The sequence below is a fragment of the Patescibacteria group bacterium genome (assembly GCA_034659915.1).
Lineage (GTDB): Bacteria > Patescibacteriota > WWE3 > JAUXAW01 > JAYEID01 > JAYEID01.
This window is the reverse complement of the sequence record JAYEID010000002.1, coordinates 22,853-40,961: the sequence shown is the minus strand read 5'-3', so window position 1 is coordinate 40,961 and position 18,109 is coordinate 22,853. Positions and strand designations below refer to the sequence as shown.

General features: G+C 39.9%; 15 protein-coding genes. 2 read left to right on the top strand and 13 right to left on the bottom strand.

The window, feature by feature from the left end; all coding sequences use genetic code 11:
• Entirely contained in the window at positions 1 to 654 is a 654-nt protein-coding gene (locus U9M98_00295; protein ID MEA2020156.1) for a transposase, read from the top strand.
• A gap of 129 nt (positions 655 to 783) precedes the next feature.
• Here U9M98_00295 and U9M98_00290 read toward each other — a convergent pair whose 3' ends face one another.
• The 11 genes from U9M98_00290 to U9M98_00240 all read right to left on the bottom strand — a co-directional run bounded on the left by U9M98_00290 (position 784) and on the right by U9M98_00240 (position 13,020).
• The gene (locus tag U9M98_00290; GenBank protein MEA2020155.1) at positions 784 to 1,548 is read right to left on the bottom strand and encodes a hypothetical protein; all 765 of its coding nucleotides are present in this window, start codon (positions 1,546 to 1,548) and stop codon (positions 784 to 786) included.
• 83 nt (positions 1,549 to 1,631) lie between these two features.
• On the bottom strand, positions 1,632 to 1,958 hold the full coding sequence (locus U9M98_00285; protein ID MEA2020154.1) for a hypothetical protein: 327 nt from the start codon (positions 1,956 to 1,958) through the stop codon (positions 1,632 to 1,634).
• Between the two features lie 154 nt (positions 1,959 to 2,112).
• Positions 2,113 to 3,729 (bottom strand): glycosyltransferase family 39 protein, encoded by a 1,617-nt coding sequence (locus U9M98_00280; GenBank protein MEA2020153.1) that lies wholly within the window; start codon positions 3,727 to 3,729, stop codon positions 2,113 to 2,115.
• Positions 3,713 to 5,302 carry a glycosyltransferase family 39 protein gene (locus U9M98_00275; protein MEA2020152.1) on the bottom strand — a complete coding sequence of 530 codons (1,590 nt, stop codon included), beginning with the start codon at positions 5,300 to 5,302 and terminating at the stop codon, positions 3,713 to 3,715. The genes U9M98_00280 and U9M98_00275 overlap by 17 nt, the downstream gene beginning before the upstream one ends.
• A 188-nt stretch (positions 5,303 to 5,490) precedes the next feature.
• On the bottom strand, positions 5,491 to 6,171 hold the full coding sequence (locus tag U9M98_00270) for a glycosyltransferase family 2 protein (GenBank protein MEA2020151.1): 681 nt from the start codon (positions 6,169 to 6,171) through the stop codon (positions 5,491 to 5,493).
• 46 nt (positions 6,172 to 6,217) lie between these two features.
• A complete protein-coding gene (locus tag U9M98_00265; GenBank protein MEA2020150.1) occupies positions 6,218 to 7,873 on the bottom strand; it encodes a glycosyltransferase family 39 protein in 1,656 nt (551 codons plus the stop codon).
• 50 nt (positions 7,874 to 7,923) lie between these two features.
• On the bottom strand, positions 7,924 to 9,867 hold the full coding sequence (locus tag U9M98_00260; GenBank protein ID MEA2020149.1) for a hypothetical protein: 1,944 nt from the start codon (positions 9,865 to 9,867) through the stop codon (positions 7,924 to 7,926).
• Between the two features lie 473 nt (positions 9,868 to 10,340).
• Entirely contained in the window at positions 10,341 to 10,733 is a 393-nt protein-coding gene (locus tag U9M98_00255; protein ID MEA2020148.1) for a hypothetical protein, read from the bottom strand.
• Between the two features lie 172 nt (positions 10,734 to 10,905).
• On the bottom strand, positions 10,906 to 11,472 hold the full coding sequence (locus U9M98_00250) for a hypothetical protein (protein ID MEA2020147.1): 567 nt from the start codon (positions 11,470 to 11,472) through the stop codon (positions 10,906 to 10,908).
• 70 nt (positions 11,473 to 11,542) lie between these two features.
• The gene (locus U9M98_00245; GenBank protein MEA2020146.1) at positions 11,543 to 12,373 is read right to left on the bottom strand and encodes a nucleotidyl transferase AbiEii/AbiGii toxin family protein; all 831 of its coding nucleotides are present in this window, start codon (positions 12,371 to 12,373) and stop codon (positions 11,543 to 11,545) included.
• Complete coding sequence (locus U9M98_00240) at positions 12,373 to 13,020, bottom strand: hypothetical protein (protein ID MEA2020145.1); 648 nt, start codon at positions 13,018 to 13,020, stop codon at positions 12,373 to 12,375. Before U9M98_00240 ends, U9M98_00245 begins: the two co-directional genes overlap by 1 nt.
• 98 nt (positions 13,021 to 13,118) lie before the next feature.
• Here U9M98_00240 and U9M98_00235 point away from each other — a divergent pair, with 98 nt between their 5' ends.
• Positions 13,119 to 13,757, top strand: coding sequence for a hypothetical protein (locus U9M98_00235; protein MEA2020144.1), 639 nt, complete (start codon positions 13,119 to 13,121; stop codon positions 13,755 to 13,757).
• A 190-nt stretch (positions 13,758 to 13,947) separates the two neighbouring features.
• On the opposite strand, the gene U9M98_00230 is transcribed toward U9M98_00235, so the two are convergent.
• Both U9M98_00230 and U9M98_00225 read right to left on the bottom strand, forming a co-directional pair.
• Entirely contained in the window at positions 13,948 to 14,205 is a 258-nt protein-coding gene (locus U9M98_00230) for a GIY-YIG nuclease family protein (protein ID MEA2020143.1), read from the bottom strand.
• 6 nt (positions 14,206 to 14,211) lie between these two features.
• Complete coding sequence (locus tag U9M98_00225) at positions 14,212 to 18,093, bottom strand: hypothetical protein (GenBank protein ID MEA2020142.1); 3,882 nt, start codon at positions 18,091 to 18,093, stop codon at positions 14,212 to 14,214.
• Positions 18,094 to 18,109: the final 16 nt, after the last annotated feature.

Below are 18,109 nucleotides of genomic sequence, written 5' to 3'. Positions count from 1 at the left end.
ATGCCTTATCGAAAAACTATTTTCCACAAAGGTGGCTACTACCACATTTACAACCGCGGAGTTGAAAAGCGTACAATTTTTGTAGATTACGCCGATTATAAAAACTTCACAAACATACTCCGATACTATTTAATATTAAGAGAAAAGGGAAAGGAAAGTCCCGTCCTTTCCGCAAGGATGGGACTTTCCAACTTGGGCAAATTTAGAGAAAAAGTTAGTCTAATTGCTTACACACTTATGCCCAACCACTTCCACTTTATCCTCAAACAACTAGACCAAGAAAAAAGCATAAGTAACTTTATGAGAACAATTGGCACCACTTATGTAATGTACTTCAATCAAAAATATGAGCGTGTCGGGTCCCTTTTTCAAGGAAGATTTAAAGCACGCGAGGTAGCAGACGATGCAGATTTACTAAACCTCTCCAGATATATTCATCTTAACCCGTGTCAATCCGGCATAGTTAGAAACCCAGAAGATTACCCGTGGTCCAGCTATCACATTTACATTGGCAATGAACCCAACAACCTAATCAATACCAATCCTACACTGGACCAACTCCCAGAACCAAAAAACGTAGAATACAAGAAATTCACAGAAGCCCCAATAACCGAACCAGAAAAACTCAATCTGAAATATTTAATGCTAGATTGACTTTTTCCTATAAAAACAGTAGCTCGCAAGACCCGTCCTTTCATATCGTCCTTTCATATCGCAAAAAAAGGCCGGAGCCCGGGACGCGAACGTCCAAAACTCCGGCAATATATTCTTCGCTACTCAGCTCTACCTTGGTGACTCAAAATCCAAATGGAACTCCCGGATCGGATGCTTAAGTCGCGACTTTCTTCCCAACCATTCCCCCGCACGCCTCCGAACTCCCATAATAGCTAGCTCGGAAAAAGGATGGTGCCAAGTAAAAGCTCCCTCAAAGAGCATCACACTCGACGAATAATTGTACTTTCTAGTCTCAAAGGAAAGCAACGCAGCGCCTTCCTCATCTAGAAACTCCTTGAACCTACACAATTCCAGCTCCTCTACTGAAGCACGCGGGAGCCCACCAAAAAGACTTACTCTTGACTCCGCTTCGTAAAGAGGATTCAATGGATCGAAAGGTAGTGGGTACTTTTCTAGCACAAAAAGTGCGAACTTCTTGCGAACAAGGCTCACAACCCCTGTCACCACATTATCGTCTTCCACGCCCATGTCACGAATTGCACCTTGCGTTGCCAACTTAACTGAAAAGTTGACCTCTGTCCGTGCCCCGTAAAGACCTCTTGGTTTAAACTGGCGCGATTCGGTTAGATAAGCTCCAGGTTCGGGTATTTCCCACCCCAAAACGCGCAAACCAGCTACCTCGAGATCTGCCAACCAGTGTGGAAAGACCCTCTGCACATACCAAAACTGCGCAGGTGCACATATAATAAGCGGGTCAGTTACCAAAAACTCAAACCATTCTCCTACGTTAGGGTCAAACATCCTTTGCTTTTCCCCAAGCGCAGCACAGACGTCGAACCTCTCCTCTACAGCACTCATCGAATCTCCCTCCATCTGTTAGTGAGCCGGTCCTTCCGGTTCCTAATTTAACCTTCTCGAAATAGACAACAAACACCTTTCCTCCTACCCTACCGGAACTAGCAGTACGCGCTCTTCACCTCCAAAGTATCCAAAAAATCCAGAGCTTCTTCCCCCGGATCACCACTTGCGGAAAGTACCTTTTCCATAAGCAGATCTCCCTCCGAGCTCCGGTCCTTAAAATCCTCTACAGCGCTCCTAATATCGGGAAGTGCCGCACTCAAAGCGACACTATCCCCAAAGCGATCCAAAGGCGCACGTTGAAGTATACCCACAACACGGATAATAAGGAGCGCTGCGCCCTCCGACAACCCCATCTCCCATCTCCACTCGGGCGTCGCTACAAGCCCGGTAAAATCCCCAATGGTCTCAACCGGCGTACCCATTTCCCACCTCCTAATTGAACAAGTAACCTTGCCAAAGACAGTAACTAATATTATAAGACATCCCTCGCTATAAATCCAGCCTATACATATCTTTAAAATAAAGACATATTCTTAAACTCGCCGGTAAAATTTTTTGAAGAAAAACAGAGGCTAGTTAGGTATCTTCCTCTTCGAAAGTGTTATCTATCTTCTTCCCGCATTCAAAAACTCTAACAGCTGGATAAGGATTGGGAGAACGCACACCAAACGTCTTCTTAAACTCACAAAAAGACGGAACTTTATCCAAATACTCAGGACTGGTTACAATATAATGGGCATGATATCCATCAGGCATAAAACCCCAACTTGTAAAAGTCTTGCCATAAAAAGCAAATTTAAAACAAGGCTCCATACCAAAGTTAAAAATAACAGTATTTTTATCTCGCGGCTCATCACTTAGTTTATTTATATAAAAAGCAGCTTGATAAAAATACTCCCCCCTTCGAATTGTTGGCAAGCCCAGAGCCTTTAACCCGTGCTGACCACCAATAGCATCATTCCAGTAAAAAGAATATTGTGGGTGATACCTATAAATAGTCAAGCCATAATAAGACCCCAAGAAAAATAAAATTAAAACCGCAGCACGCTTGGGAACTAGTTGCAATATTTCATACAAAGCAAAACTAATATAAACAAAAAACGCGGGGTACATAGAAATTAAATAGCGGTCCTTTACCTTATCAGGAATAGACAAAAACAACCAGCTAAAGAAAAGGAAAGAAAGGGAGAAAAGCAACAGCTTTTTTATGTTTTTTAAATCTGAATCAGAAAATAATGCTAAAGGCAGAGAAAGAACAAACAACAAAGCAGTAATTGGTGAGGAACGCAAGAAAAACGTTTCAAAGTAAAACAAATAGCGGGTAGGGACAAGCATAACCGCGCCATCACTATCAAAAGCAGTATCTCCAATACCCTTATCCAGCATCTTTCTAACAACACCAAGCGGCTCTACCCACATTGCGGGCCAAAGAGCAAAAAATACAAAAACAGAAATAGCAGCATAACCAAAACCCCGAACAAAAAACTTTTTCCACCTGGAAAAATCGCCCAGATCATCAAGAGAATCAAAACAAGAAGAAACTAAAAGTAGCGCATTAGTAAAAGCCACTATCACCCCATTAACTTTAGTCAATACTGCCAATCCCAAAAAAACTGCGGATAGCACAAACTGCCACCGCTTCTTCTCTAAAGTGTAAAGATACAATGTTATAAAGGAACTAAACATAAACATTGAAGTTAGCGCAGAAAGATGCAAATAACGGCTAACACCAAGAAAAAACGGTTCAAGTGAAAGAAGAATAGAAAATATAAGTGCATATGTGCTAGTTGTAGCTTTCTTTAACACAAAATAGCAATAGGCACCTAAAATAGAGATAACTATTACTAAAGGAGCTTTAGCTGCAAAATGTCGGTAAGGATACCATTTTGGAAGATTACGAGTATTGTAACCCAATAAGAATTCACTTAGATGATCAAAAACTCGTTCAGAACTACCAGAAATCCACATTAAGGTAACACCGGGATGATACTTTTGATAAGTTTTTCCAAAGTTACCACTTTCCAAACCCTCCCAAAAATTCCACATTCTTGGCCGCCAATGGTGCGCATCAATATTAGTAAGATCCCAGCCCAAAGAAACAATCCGGGGAACAAAGAAAATTAAAAAAACTAACAAAATTAGCAATCGTTTTTGGTCCAACCCAGATTTAAGTTTATCAATTTGAAGTATCATAAGTATTGTCTATAGACTTACCGCAATCATATACATACAATGCAGTATGCCGAGGATAAAAGCGGGGACCAAACTCTTTAATTAAAGAGCAAGTCTCCGGCACTTGAGAAATATATCTAGCATCAGTCACAAAATAGTGGGCGTGATAACCATCAGGCATATTAGAAGGATCAGAAAATGTTTTACCCATAAAATGGTTTTTAAAGCTTGGTATTCTTTCCCGATCAAGAACAACTGCATTTTTATTACAAATCTCGGGCTCCGGAGCCGAGCTATTTAAATAAGTAGCAACTTGAGCATAATACTCGCCTCGGTTCTTAACTGAAAGCCCCAGTTCCTCGCGCCCAGCAGCACCGCCAAGAGCATCATTATAATAAAAAGAATACTCAGGATGATAACGCACAAAAATAGAACCATAAAACAACACAGCAACACAACCAAGAACAACTTTTAATTTTTTGCCGCAATTCTTGGTAAGTTCCCATACCCCGTATGCAGATAAAACAGAAGTATATGGATAAAGATCAACCAAATACCGATCTTTTAACTTTGAAGGATAAGAAAGAGCAAACCAGGTCACTGCATAAAAAATCAACGCAGCTAGCGAAAATCTCTTTTCCTCACTTTCTTTAGCACTCAAAAGATAATAGAAGGACAAAAAGAAAAAGAAAACAGCCACAGGAGTTGAACGGAAAATAAAAATCTCCAAATAATAAGTAAAATCTGAATCAACAATCATATCCGGGCGAATACCTCTAAACGCAACTCCCATAGCACCCTCATTTATTATTCGCCGACACACACCAATTACATCCATCCACACAGCAGGAAAACACAAAAAGAAAACCAGAAGTGCAATACCACCAAAAACTAGCATCTCCAAAATATACTGCTTCCAAAAATCTTTATTTTTAAAATGTTCCCAAAATTTACGCAAAATTAAAAAGAGAACAAAAACTGAAACCCCCGCCACCACACCAACAATTTTAGTCATCACAGATAAGCCAAAAAATGCCCCGGCTAAAATAAGATAAACCCACTCCCCCTTTTTTAGATAAAGATAAGCTGCTACTAAAACTGCAAAAGGCAATATTCCAACCAAAGCAGAAACATGCACATATCTACTAATACCTAGGAAAAAGGGTTCCAAACAAAGAAAGAGTAAAGCTAAAAACGCAAATCCAGTATCAACTACGCTTCTAAGCAAATAAAAACAAAAAGCTGCCACTGCTGAAATTACAAACACCAAAGGCAGCTTCAAAGCAATTTGGCGATAAGGTTCGTAGCGAGGTTCGTTTCGTAAATTACGTCCCAGCTTAAACTCAGCTGCTTTCTCAAACAGATGCTCAGAAAAACCAGAAAGCCACATAACAGTTACCCCCGGGTGGTATTTGCGATAGGTTGATTCCCAATCACCTTCCAACACCGCCTGCCTAAACTCACGAGACCGCGGCTGCCAGAAACGCGCCCCCCCATCCGAAACCATACTTTGACCTAGGGAAATAACACGAGGAATGAAAAAAATTAAAAAAATAAATCCTGTTAATAAAAGTGTCTTTCGGCTATTGTTCACTATCTCATGCAGTTTTTTATAATTGATAAAGTAAACTGACTTAATAAAAACACACTACTGTCAGTACCTACCGGCAAGCCAAGTCTCTAATTACTAGGTGTTAGTTGCTAGCTACTTCCTACTACTGATTATTCGCATTAATTCGCGCTATTAAACTCGCGTAAATTAGCCATACCAATTCGCTAACCTCATAACCTATATTTCAACAATGCCCAGAAAAAATCAAGAGCATGCCACGGGCGGATTTTCTTTCCCTCGCAGACAGTTCGCGGTGTATAGGAAATAGGCACTTCATAAATCCTTTTTCCGCGCAATCGGGACTTGGCAGTAACTTCGGAACAAAACTCAAAGCCCCTACACTCCAAAGACAAGCTTTTTAAAAACTCCGTCCTAAACATTTTATAACAGGTAGCAGCGTCATTAATTTTTCGACCATACAAAACAGTAGCCAGCTTAGCCAGTACTAAATTAAAAATATAATTTCCCCAAGCCATTCCTTCTGGTTTTCCTTCTTCCCAAAACCGGTTTCCATAAACCACATCTGCATTTTTCTCCCTGGCAAATTCATACATCTTTACTAGATCCCGGGGATCATATTCCAAATCACCATCTTGCACCACAGTATACAAACCAGAAACGTGTTCAAACCCCTCCCTAAGAGCTATACCCTTTCCCCTATTTTCAGAAAAAAACACCACCTTAATGTTTCTCTCCTCCTGATACTTTTTTAAAATCTCAGTTGAACCATCGGTAGAATTATCATCAACCAAGATTATCTCTTTCTCCAAAGGTAATGCTTGGACCCTACTAATAACTTCCTCAATAGTTTCTTTTTCATTATAAACAGGTACCACTACAGAAAGATCCATAATATTGGCGAGAATCAGCTATCAACTTGTCTGCCGATGAGGCAGATCAGCGTAAATCCGATTTTACTTCATATATTCTACTCTCCAACTCCGGATACTCCCTCTCCGGCAAAACACCTTGTCTAATTAAAAAGGTATCAATAGCATCTGCAATCTCTTGTTCGCGCTGGAATTTAAGTTCAAATCTATCTTTATAATTATCTGCATTCACAATATCTAAAACACTACCCCGATTAAACTCTGTGGTCCACAAAAGATAATGAATATTGTTCTCCTTCAACCACTGCCATTGTTCATCCTCTTCATAATTCATATCTTGCTCATAATAAACACCCTTATCGCTTTGGATATCCAAATACCACCAAGAAACACCAGTTTCATCTGAGTAGGCAACCCTACCTTCCAAACTCTGAGCTTTCTTTGCCAAACTTGCTACAGTAGCATAGACCTTGCGTTGATTTCCAATCACGACGAAGGAAGAAACAGATAAAGCAGCAACTAAAGAAGCAAAGAAAAGTTTACGCCCTTTCTCAGCATTTTGAATAAAAAGGGCAATTAAAGCTAAGGCAGAAAAAGCCAAAGCAAGTACCAATCCCCCGCGAGAAAGAACAAGAAAATAGGAACGCACATAATACTGTCCGACAATATACAGCACAAACAAACCCAAACTAACAAAAAACCAAGGCACAAGAATACAAGTTCTAAATACAACTCCATCCTGTTTTGCAAAAATTTTCTCCACACCTTCCAAAAAGAAGGGTAAAATCAACGGCATTAAAGGAATCAAAACTAAGGGAACAGAAAAAGTCCAAAGCAAGAGAACCAAAATTTCTAACAAGAGAATAAAAGCAAAAAGAGGGAAGTGCACCAACATATCTCGCGTAGTTTCCAAAAAAGAAAACACACCTTTAAAAACAAACACAAAAAAGGGCGGAAATATAAACAAGAAAAGATAAGAAAGGGAAAAAAACCAAACCCAATTCCAAGTTACAACTTGATAAGAAAATAAGTCAGCGAGAAAAGTGTTAGGAGAAAAATTTGCAAAAACAAAACTACCACCAAAAAATAAAGGCAAAACCACAACTGCCCAAGCAAAAATAAAAAGAATTGTTTCTACCCATCTTTTTTGTCTAAGAAAATAAAAAAGAAAACCGGGTAAAAGCAAAATTCCTTCTCTCCGGGTAAGACAAGCCAAGCCAATAACAAGCCCAATAAAAATATAGTTAAGAAGGGGAGGATCTTCCTTAATTAAACGGGGAACTAGATCCACCCGCCAATCATAAAAAAGGTAAAAAGCTAAAAGCACAAGCGCAGTAAAAATGGTGATAGAGGTTATCCGTAGCGACCAATAAAAGAAAACTGGAGATAGGGCTAAAATAACAGGTACCCAAATGTGAAAATCGCGCTCAGGAAATATTTTTTTGGAAACCTCGTAGGAAAGAATTAAAACCACAAAACTAGCCAAGGCGGCAACCAATCTTCCAGCAACCAAAGGCTTAAAAATGAAAAGGAAAGGAGCAATAAAAGCAGAGAAGAAAGGTAATTGAAAATTTTCTAAAGGAAAGGAAAGCTCGGAAATTCTTTTTGCGCTAGCAAGAACTCGATATGAATCTCCCCACTCACAAGCATTTACATCAAAAAGAGCTATCCGTAGCGCTGTAAAAAAACAAAGTAATAAAAAAACTTTCTGTGAATCACGCATTGTTATGTATATTAGCACAATAACTTTTCCGCACTCCGCTCCCCGCTTCGTTACTCTTCAATAATATTCACCTCACGCACCTCTGGATTTTCGGAAATAATATCGAAATCAATTCGCCACCCTCCGGGAGGAACCTTTTTAATCACCGGCGGGAAGTAGAATTCGAAGAGCGCTAGGAAACAATAACTGGTAACTAGTAACAAGTAACTAGTACGAGAAAGAGAAAATCGCTCCTTCAACAACTGTAAACCGTAGCCGGTAAGAACCAAAACGCAAAGAAGCAAAGGAAGCCCCAAGCGAGAAATTGTCCTAAACATCGGAAAGACCTTCATCAAAAGATAAGAAGGTAAATAAATTTTTGCAAAACCCAACGAAATAAACGGCGGCATGGAAAGAATGAACAGACCAACCCCAAGCCAGAAAAAGAGAGAAATGTAATTCGTTCCGCCAGCTGGCGGATCGTAACTAGTACCCCTGCCATTTTTTTCATTGTTCGAAATTTGCAATTTATCATCTACCATTTCCTCCTCTTTCCTTATTCCATATTCATTATTTTCTACCCCGCATTCGGCGGTTCTTTTTGCCCAGAATAACTTATATATAGCGTAACCTGTCAAAATTAAATTAACTATTCCTAAATAGACCGCCGAATGTTCTTCCCAAAAAAAATCATCAAAAAGGAAGTATCCCGTGCTTTCAAACCAGTCGTGTACACCTTGAGCAAAGTTGCCAAAAATAGGGTGGTCAATAGAGGGAACAATGTAATACCACGGCCGCGCGGAAAAAGCCACAAAATCCGTCACATCTCGCCGAGAAACACCAGTTGCCACCCGAGCTACAACTTCATCACCACCAGTATCCCCAAAATAAATCCCGCGTATATAGGGCAGCAAAAAAGGAACGGTGAAAAGAACGTAACTTGCAACTAGTAACAGGTAACTGGTAATTTGTAAACCGCGTTCCGCCATCCGCATTCCGCCATCCGCATTCGGCATTTCGTTTTCCGATCTGTGTGAATCAGCTATTAATCCACGTGAATCCTCTGATCGGCGTAAATCAGCTATCCATCCGCGAAAATCCTTCTTCAATTCGCGTATATTCGTTTTCAATTCGCGTTGATTAGCGTTCGTTTTCAACAATCGGCGTAAATCCGTTATCAATCTGCGTAAATCAGTAGCTGATAACTCAAATCTATGCACATATTTCTCAATATTTCGTAAAAGTTCAATAGTGAAATATATCGCAATTATCAGCAAGGTAAAGTATCCATAATAATTAGAAATCAACGTCGTCCCCGCCATCACAACAGAAAGCCTCAAAGTAGCTTGCACAATATTTCCCTCGTCATTCTGAACCCCCGACCTGTCGGGGGTGAAGAATCCCCTGCTGTATAGGTCCCTCGCAGTAGATCCTTCTCCCGATAAGTCGGGATCAGGATGACTGCTCAAAAAACGTTTTCTAATTGCATAATCAAAATCCAAAAGCGCAGAAAAGAAAAGAGGAAAAACCCAAATCTGCGCAAGGTCAACGTGGTTATAACTTTTATAAATATGATAAGGGGAAAAAGTAAAAATCAATGCTAGCACAAAGGAGAGAAAAGAGAGGAAACCCCCATCCCCACAGAGATAGAAAGACCCGTCCTTTCCTGAAGGACGGGTCTTATTGTTTTCAAGGGTCTTTCCGTTGCCCAGAACTTTACAGAAAAACCGGTAAGAAAAAAAGCAGGTCAAAGGAAAACTCAAAAGAACCAAAAAATTATAAACTCCAAAAGGAGAAAAACCCGATCGAAGAATTCCAATCATCAAGCGTAACGCAGGTTGATTCAAAAAGCCGATGCGCCCTTCCCTCAAGCGGGCAATTAACCCCAACTTGTCGCCCCAATAACCCAAAGTTCTTGAACCAAATACATTAAACACAAGCGGAGAAAAGTAAAAAAGGAAAATCGAGGAAAAAATAATAATAAAAAGGAGTGTTTTTTTGAATTGCGAGGTCATTGGTTTTTTTGGTAGTTAATAGTTAGCAACCCATTACTTGATATCCCTATTTAATATTTAATATTTAATATTTAGTATGTAGTATTTAGTAACTGGCAACTCGTAACTAGTAACTTGTACAAAAAGGCAGTCACTCTGGAAGGCTCGGTCCCCCGAGCCTGATAGAGTCTTCCTTTTATCCGCTCCCGTCCGGCCCTTTGGGCCGAGATTCTATCACTCCGCCTTGACAACCTCCGTTCCAGAATGACGGGAGCTTAGGTTTCTTTTCATACCCAGCTAACTAGTACACCAATAATCTACATTCGCGTTTATTCGCTTTTGATTCGCGTAGATTCGTGTTTGTAGTATTCGCGTTCATTAACGTTTGTATCTAGCAATCGAGCCCTAGAACAATGGAACAACGTATCTTCTTATTCCTTATCCATTATTCCCTATTTTTTATTCATTATTTCTTATTTATTATTTACTATTTACTATTTAGTATTTGCTTCCTGCGTTCTTTCCTCCCTAAACTCAATGATTTCATGTACAACACCCACCAAAAGAAACATATACGCCCAAACAGCTGCCTTTTCTGCAATAAAATCCGCCTTAAAAATTAAAAGAAAGGGGCAAAGCACCAAGAACCCAAGGCCAACCCCCACCGAAACCCTCCCTTCAAAAGAAAAAAGCCAGCTTGCCATAATCCAAAGAAAAATAAAAAACAAAATAACCAAATCAGAGGTAAAGTCAAAAAAGAAGGTATCCACAAAAATCCCGAGGGCTGTAAATGCCAAAAGATAGTAACGAAACGGCCCCAACTTACCCTTAATTAACGCAAACAAACTTCTGATCTTTGTCTTTATGATTTTTATAAATTTCACCATTAAATCGTATTCAGTATTTGGTATTTAGTATTTGGTATCTAGTATTTAGTATTCCCTATCCCCTATTTCTTATTCCCTATATCCCTTATTTATTATTCCTTATCTCTTATTTCCTATTCATTATCCATTATTCCCTATTTCTTATTTCTTATCCAGTATCTTCCACACCGTCTTACCAAAGAAAACTAATGGCAATAACTATTAAAATCCCTGCAACCACAAGACTCATCGTTGGGTTAGCACTAAAGTAAGAAGATACCCTCCTCTTCACTGCAGAAAAAAAACTTCCCTCCTCCACATTAAACCGAATATCGGCAGTATCCATCGGATTGGGGTGCGCCTTGCCGTCTTCCAATACCCGCCTAAGTTCTAAGTGATAATTATATTCCCCTGCCCGCGCCCCGGCAGGAACTTTTAGCCCCAGCTTTACATCCGCTTCCTCTCCCGCGTCAAGCGTGATTCGCCAAGGTTCCACATTAAGCCAGGAAACACCAGAGCCTTCTCCCTCACTACCCAAAAAGACAATGTCAACCTGGAACCGTTCTTCGTTGGTTCCTGTATTTTTTACTGAAATGGACGGAAGTTTATAAATCCCCCCCGCCTGGGCTTCTTCCGCCAGCTTAATATCTTTACGGCCAAATTCCCCGGAAACCCGCGCCGCCTCCTCCAAAATCTCCCCGGCATACACATCCCCAGCAAAAAAGAGCCCCAAAAATGTCACCGCCAGCAATCGCTTCATTACCGTAACTATAGCATAATCAATAGGAAATGGGAAATAGAAAATAAGGAATAGAAAATAACAAAAAAAATTAAGCTAAACGGGGGCGGAGCTCCGAATAAAGCTCTTTAAATTGACGAGAAAAATCCTTTACAAAATCCGGGTTATCAAAAAGAGGCAAAAGATCCGCTTCCAAAGCACGCTCACTAACGGCTTGCACTTTTTCATCGAGATTCTTTAAAATAACTTCTCGCGAGTCAAACTCCGTAAGGTCTTCTATCCTTTCGTAGTTAGGTTCGACGTCTTTTTGCAAAAACCAAATTAAATCATAATAATCTCTTCCTTTGAAAGTAGCCGAACCCCCGCCCTTTTCAAACTCGCGTGTGAGGATAGCCGCCAATTTGGAAGCAAAGATGTCCTCCAAAGAATATCTCCTGATCACAAAACTAAAGTCTGCACTGGAATACATAGAAACATCCTCGCTAAAAACCAAAGAAGGTAACGGGTTAATATCCAATCGCAAAAAGAGAATATTGCTTTCACTGTCATCTTCTGCAAGACCAAGCTCCCGCAGCACAGGGAATTTAAGGTAGACCTGCCTTTCGTTACCCGCTGTCTTTATTTCCAAATCTTTGAACTGCAAATCTTTCTGGTAATAATCTCCCAAATCTACTAAGAATTTATCAAGTTCAAAATCATCTTCGTTTTTTATATCCAAATCCAAATCTTCCGAAAGCCTGTTCAAACCAAAACAAAAACGCAGGCAAGTCCCTCCCGTAAAAAGAAAGTCATCTTGGTAATTAGAGGTATAAATAAAATTTAATGTATACCCCTGCAATACCTCCTTTAAAAGATTGCGGAGAAATATTTTTGGTTCATCTTGATTTTCATTTACAGTGCGAGCCAGACTGTTAACAAGCATTAAAATACCTCCTTTTCTAAAACTTCAAGAATACTCTCCATCTTTGAAGAATCCGCTTTTTTAACGAACGCACGGAACTCTTCCACATCTTGCCTAACCAACTGCTCCCAATTAATACGAAGTTTCTCCAAAAGTTGATATTCTAAATTGTCCGTTAAGCCGCTTTTAAGGTACAAAAAATCAAAAAGTGCTTTGGCAGGCACAGCTATTTTAACCTTGTTATCCAAATAACGCTTTGTATTATAACCGCAGAAAAGAGGCTCCTTAATGTTGCGGTAGATAAAACTGGCTAACTCGTTTTTGTAAGTGCGCGTGGTTTTAAGAGTTATGGAGGTAATTGAATAAACAGCTTCCGGAATCAACCCGTTTTTCGCTAAAATATATTCCAAGGAAACATAAGAAGGGTAGCGCAAAACATTGGCCAAATATTCCAAATACCGAGATTTACTGCTCTCCTTTTCTGCAAACGTCGAAGTGACATAGAGGCCCTTTTTTAACGAAACAAGGTAACCCTTATCCAAAAGGGCTTGTATTTTCTTATCCAAATTCTTGCCGCTTTTGCCAATAAGCATCCCCGCCGTCTTTTTATTAAAATACGGCAATTTTTCCAGTTTTTCTTGGTATTTTATTCCAGAAATACTAATCATTTGGTAGTAATTGTGGAATAAAAATGGAATTTTGTCAAGAACTGAAGGACAATCGTCCAACAGTTGACATACTACAAATCCTGCGCTAACTTGTAATTGTGGAGATTGTTAAGAATATTTTTCGCAAGATTACACCAGCATTGCTTTACACTCTACTTGTCCTCCTTATCCTTATTCTCCATACCTTTTTTCCTAACCTAGTTAATGTGGATCGCCATTCCGCCTGGTTTTTAGCAATTCTTTTTATTATGCTTATTCTTCCTTCTATTAAGAAAGGGAACATTGCCTATTTCTTTTCTTTCGAAAGAGATTTGGAGCGGGCGCGCCAGGCTGTACGCAATTTGCGCCAAAAAGACGGTGTGGAAAATGAAAACGTAAAAAACCAAGTGCAAGAAAAAATAAAGAATTCAACGGATGACACCAACCCCTGCCTTACTACTGGAAAAATTCGTCAGCAAATAAAGAAAAGGCTTTATGAAATTCAAGAACGGTGGTTAAAAGACAAAGAAAAAATTCACGACCAACCGGCAGAAGATGTTGCCAAGCATCTGCACGAAAAGGGCTACCTTTCCAACGAGCTTTACGAGGCAGTTCACGAAATTCTTACTATTTGTAAGCCTTTGGATTACTACCCAGTTCTAAAACGGGAAGATGTGCAAAAAATCATCAACACCTCCCTCCCTGTCTTAGATAAACTCTACGAACTATCCGGTTTCTATGAAAAAAAGGAGAACTAATACTGCTTATAGATTTCGCGTGAATTCGCGCAGTCATTCGCGTTTATTAGCGTTAGTTACGAGAGCATAACCTAGATAACTCAAGCAACCCAGCAAAGTTACACTACTAATTAAAAGTCCAAGATAAAAGAGCCTCTGGGGCCACCCCAAGAATTTTGTCCCAAAATTCGGGGATACTTGCCCCCGAAATTCATAAACTTTCATAGAAATTCTTAAGGCGTTTGTCCAAAAATTTATATCCCCACGCACCTTTCAAATACTTTTCTCTCGCCTTCGCATCTTTCTTATTTAGACAAGCCTCATAATAAATCAAGTGTAAAGGTCTTCGATGTCTGGTTGATTTAACTTTACCTGAATTATGTTCCTTAACGCGCTTTCTCAAATCCTCGGTATAACCAATATAACGTTTACCATCTTTTTCACTCAGCAATACATAAACGTAGAACATAATAGTTTATGAATTTCTCACGTCTTTTTTGCCCTTAATTACTGCAAATCCCAAATAGCTAACACAACCAACCAGCGTTAAGCTACTTATCAGTAATCCTAGGTAAAAAAGACGCTGGGGGAAAAACTCCACCACCAACTCCATATCATAACTCCCATCCGCGTTCTCCGTACATATATCTGCATCCGCGCAAATCCGTGTTGGATCAATGTACCAAGAGTTGGCATAGCCATTCACTTTAATATGTTCTGCTTCAATAGGCTTCTTACCCCAAGTTTCAAAAGTTGCCGGTTCCATAAAAGTATTCCTATGCGTACCCTCACGAATTTCCCCGTCAAAATAACTGGCAACCTCCTCTCCATAATCCCCGTTATCCAAAAACAAATCAGTAATCCAAGCTAAACCTCTTCCCAATACGCTCCAAAAAGTTCTTGTTATATTATTCCCTATTCCATATCCCTTATCTTCTTCACTATTCCCTATTTTTCCTTCGTCTCTTTCCGCGTTATCCGTTTCCCCGTCAGTATTATCCGCGTAAACCTTCCATCCATCATGAAAACTCTCACTAAACACCAACGGATAAGCCTCCGTCGCCCCACTAACTTGAATCTTGTATTTCGTCGGATTAACCCTTATAAATTTTATGTTCGGAATATCCCGCGTTATCAGCTCCTTATCCGCGTTATCGGTGTCCGCGTCCGCGTTCTCCGTATCTATATCCGCGTTCTCCGCGTCTTTCCTAAGAACCAGTTTGGGCTCCAAAATTCTCTGCACCGAAACATCCCGAGCGCCAGCCTCAGTAAACCCATCTTCATCAGGAACAGCATAAATAAGAAGCGTTGCCCCGCGGGTATAAGAACTTGGTTCAAGTTCCGTCTCAAAACTTTCCCAACTGTCAAGGTACCCCTCTTCTTCAAAATACAGAGAAGGACTTTGTAATTCTTTTCTAAAAATAGTATTCATTTCAAAAAATTCCGGATCATCCTTTACCTCTTCGTAACCTGCCCCACTTTCGGCAAGCTTCTCCCAATCAAAAGTTTCTTCAAAAACCGCCACGCCAATACCCCCGCCTAAAGTCGTATAATCAAAAGAAAGTTTATAATTCTCACCGGCTTGCCAATCTTGAATCTCGTCGCGCAAGAACCTATCCCGCATACTTAAAAAGCCGGAAAACGATACATCTCGTAAATCAGTTCCAACCAAATTAGGCATCTCCGGCAGATCCAGAACAATTTTCTGCCCTTCACTTTCCTCAAACTCATACTCCCCATAACTCACCCATCCCCCGTCGCTAAAGCTATGGGGGACAGGCCCTCCATCAATTTCCTCCGTTACTGGTTCTAGATTAACAACTTCAGCATTGATCCGTTCAATCTGTCCTCTATCCGTATTATCCGTGTTCTTTGCCTCCCCATCTATCTGTTCGATCTGCCCCTTATCTGTGTCATCTGCCTGCCCTGAGTCTGATCGAAGGGTGTTCTTGTCTATATACAGCGTATATAGACCGCCCTCAGGCACACCCACCTCATAACAATACTTCTCCTCCGGACACCAAAAGTCACCTTCCTCCTCCACCCAACCCCTAAAATCATCCCTTAATTTCCTAATCTCCTCCGATTTCCCATCAGTGTTCTCAGCGATCTTCTCTTCAGCTTTATCAGTGTACGCCAGAACTTTATTCACCATCCCCCAATAATCCTCGTCTCTTTCTTCCTCCGGAACACTCTTGAGCACATCAACAGACCTCCCAGCCTTCTCCAAATAATTCTCCAGCAATTTTTCGGCTTTAGCCTTCGCTGGATTGAACTTTTCAATCTCCGCTATCTTCTTACTCGCATGCCAAATCAAAACATCCGCCTCCGCCAGAGAATCCCCAGCCCGGAACTCCACCCAACGTTCTTTAATTTTCACCGCAGGATATTTCCAACTATCCGGATCCACACTCACTTCCGGCCACACCCAGCCATCACCCCATTCCAATACCTCATCAAAACTATCAAAATAAAATAAAGAAGCCTCAACCAAAACACTATCTGCCCGAGTTAGAACATTTGTTCTTTTTTTCTTTAAAATAGGAGTACTCAAACCCTCTTGCATTGTTTCCAAAGGAACAATATACATTGAAGTGCGTAACGGAGATTCTAAAATATCCAAAACATCTGACAAGATTGAAACTTCACCTACCACGTAATTTTCTGTTCTAGGTACATAAAAATGAGGAATAAATCTTTCATTTTTCAATAGCGAAATTCTGCTCCACCGGTTCTCCATATTTAAATCAGTCTTTTCACTCAATAAAATAGTCTGTCCTTTTCCCGGAAGGCCTGGCGAATGCTTTACATTTTCTCTAACTGCAATATAGCGCACATTCATCAAAGGAAGTAAACTATCAAAGGTATTAAAATGCTGGCTCTTAAGCACCGTTCTCATATGAAAAATCAATTTTGAGGCAGCACCTAAGTCTCTGTCATTAATAGTAATAACTCCCGGTTTGGGCGAAAGGGCTGCAAAAATATCCTGTATTTCCTTAAAGGGACCGTAAAACCTTTTATCGTCAACAATGTTTAAACTGCCCCCAATTGGGAGATACAAAACTTTAATGTCCCCCCTTTTGTTCTTTAAACTTTCTTCTAGAGAAGTGTATCCTAGAGGAAACTCATAACCCCGCAACCTAATATCATATTGATGCTCTTGTTCTCCATAAAGAGCACCTGACCAAAATGGATACGTATTAATAGCAAGAACAATAATCAACCCAATTTTAAATATATTAGAATGGCCCTTAGCCTGTTTAAACAGAACCCGCAAAGTTAAAATTGCCATAACAACATAGGAGAAAGAGGAAAGAACTGAAAATCTTCCAGCATCACGGATGATATCGGAAAAGGGTAGCTTTACAATGATATCTGGGCCTAATATAAGCAGAAATAAGGGTATAAACGACAACGCGGCAAAAGACAACACGATTTTTTTCTTTTTGCCAAAAACTAAAAATAGTGAAGAATACGCTAAAACGGGAATAAAAAAAGAAAAAGGTGTCAAAACTACTGGATAGCTAGACTCATATTGATAATTAAATAAGCTACCCCAAGCTCTTAAAACATTTGGATAACTCAATCTAGCCCATGTTCCCAAGCTGCCTGGCGATAACGCAAGTTTTGTAGAAACAACACCGCTTCCCTCACCCAAAAATAACGGTAACCAAAGGTACGTGTTGAGAGCAGAAAAGACCAAAAGAACAACTAAAAATGATTTGACGTAAGAAAAAATTCTTTCTCTTTCTCCCACAAAAAATATACTCAAAGAAAGAAAAACTAAAGGATACCAAATGAGGGTTTGGGATTGGATCATTGCCAGAAAATACAAAACTCCTGTCAAGATAGCGTAAAAAATGTTTTTATCTTCAACTGATTTAATAAAAAAAACAACAGCCAAAGGCAATATACCCATAGAGAACAAAACAAATAACCATCCCATTGCTATATAGTTAAAAACGAAGGGAAAAGTAATATAAAAAAGCCCGCCCAGAAAACTTTCTTTCCTATCACAACCAAGAAAGTTGCAAAGGGCATACATTGACAATGCAGGAAAAACAAACGCTACGATTAGAAGAATCTTGGCATATATATCACATGTTATACCCAAACTAGTCACTACCAAAGTCAAAAATCGAAAGGGTAATCCATTAAGAAAGTATTGCTGGCTCCCAAAAAGCTGTGTATCTGTCCAGGTATAAAGATTACTTTCGAAATAACGACTTACTTGTGCCGGAGTAAATGGAAACCCCCAATCCCCGCCAGCAGGTTGTCCCGGAAAAAACAAAACCCCTCTTAGAAAAAAAAGAGTTATCAGTCCGTAAAAAATAAAAACAAACAACGTTTTTTTCATTACTTAATTTCTTTTG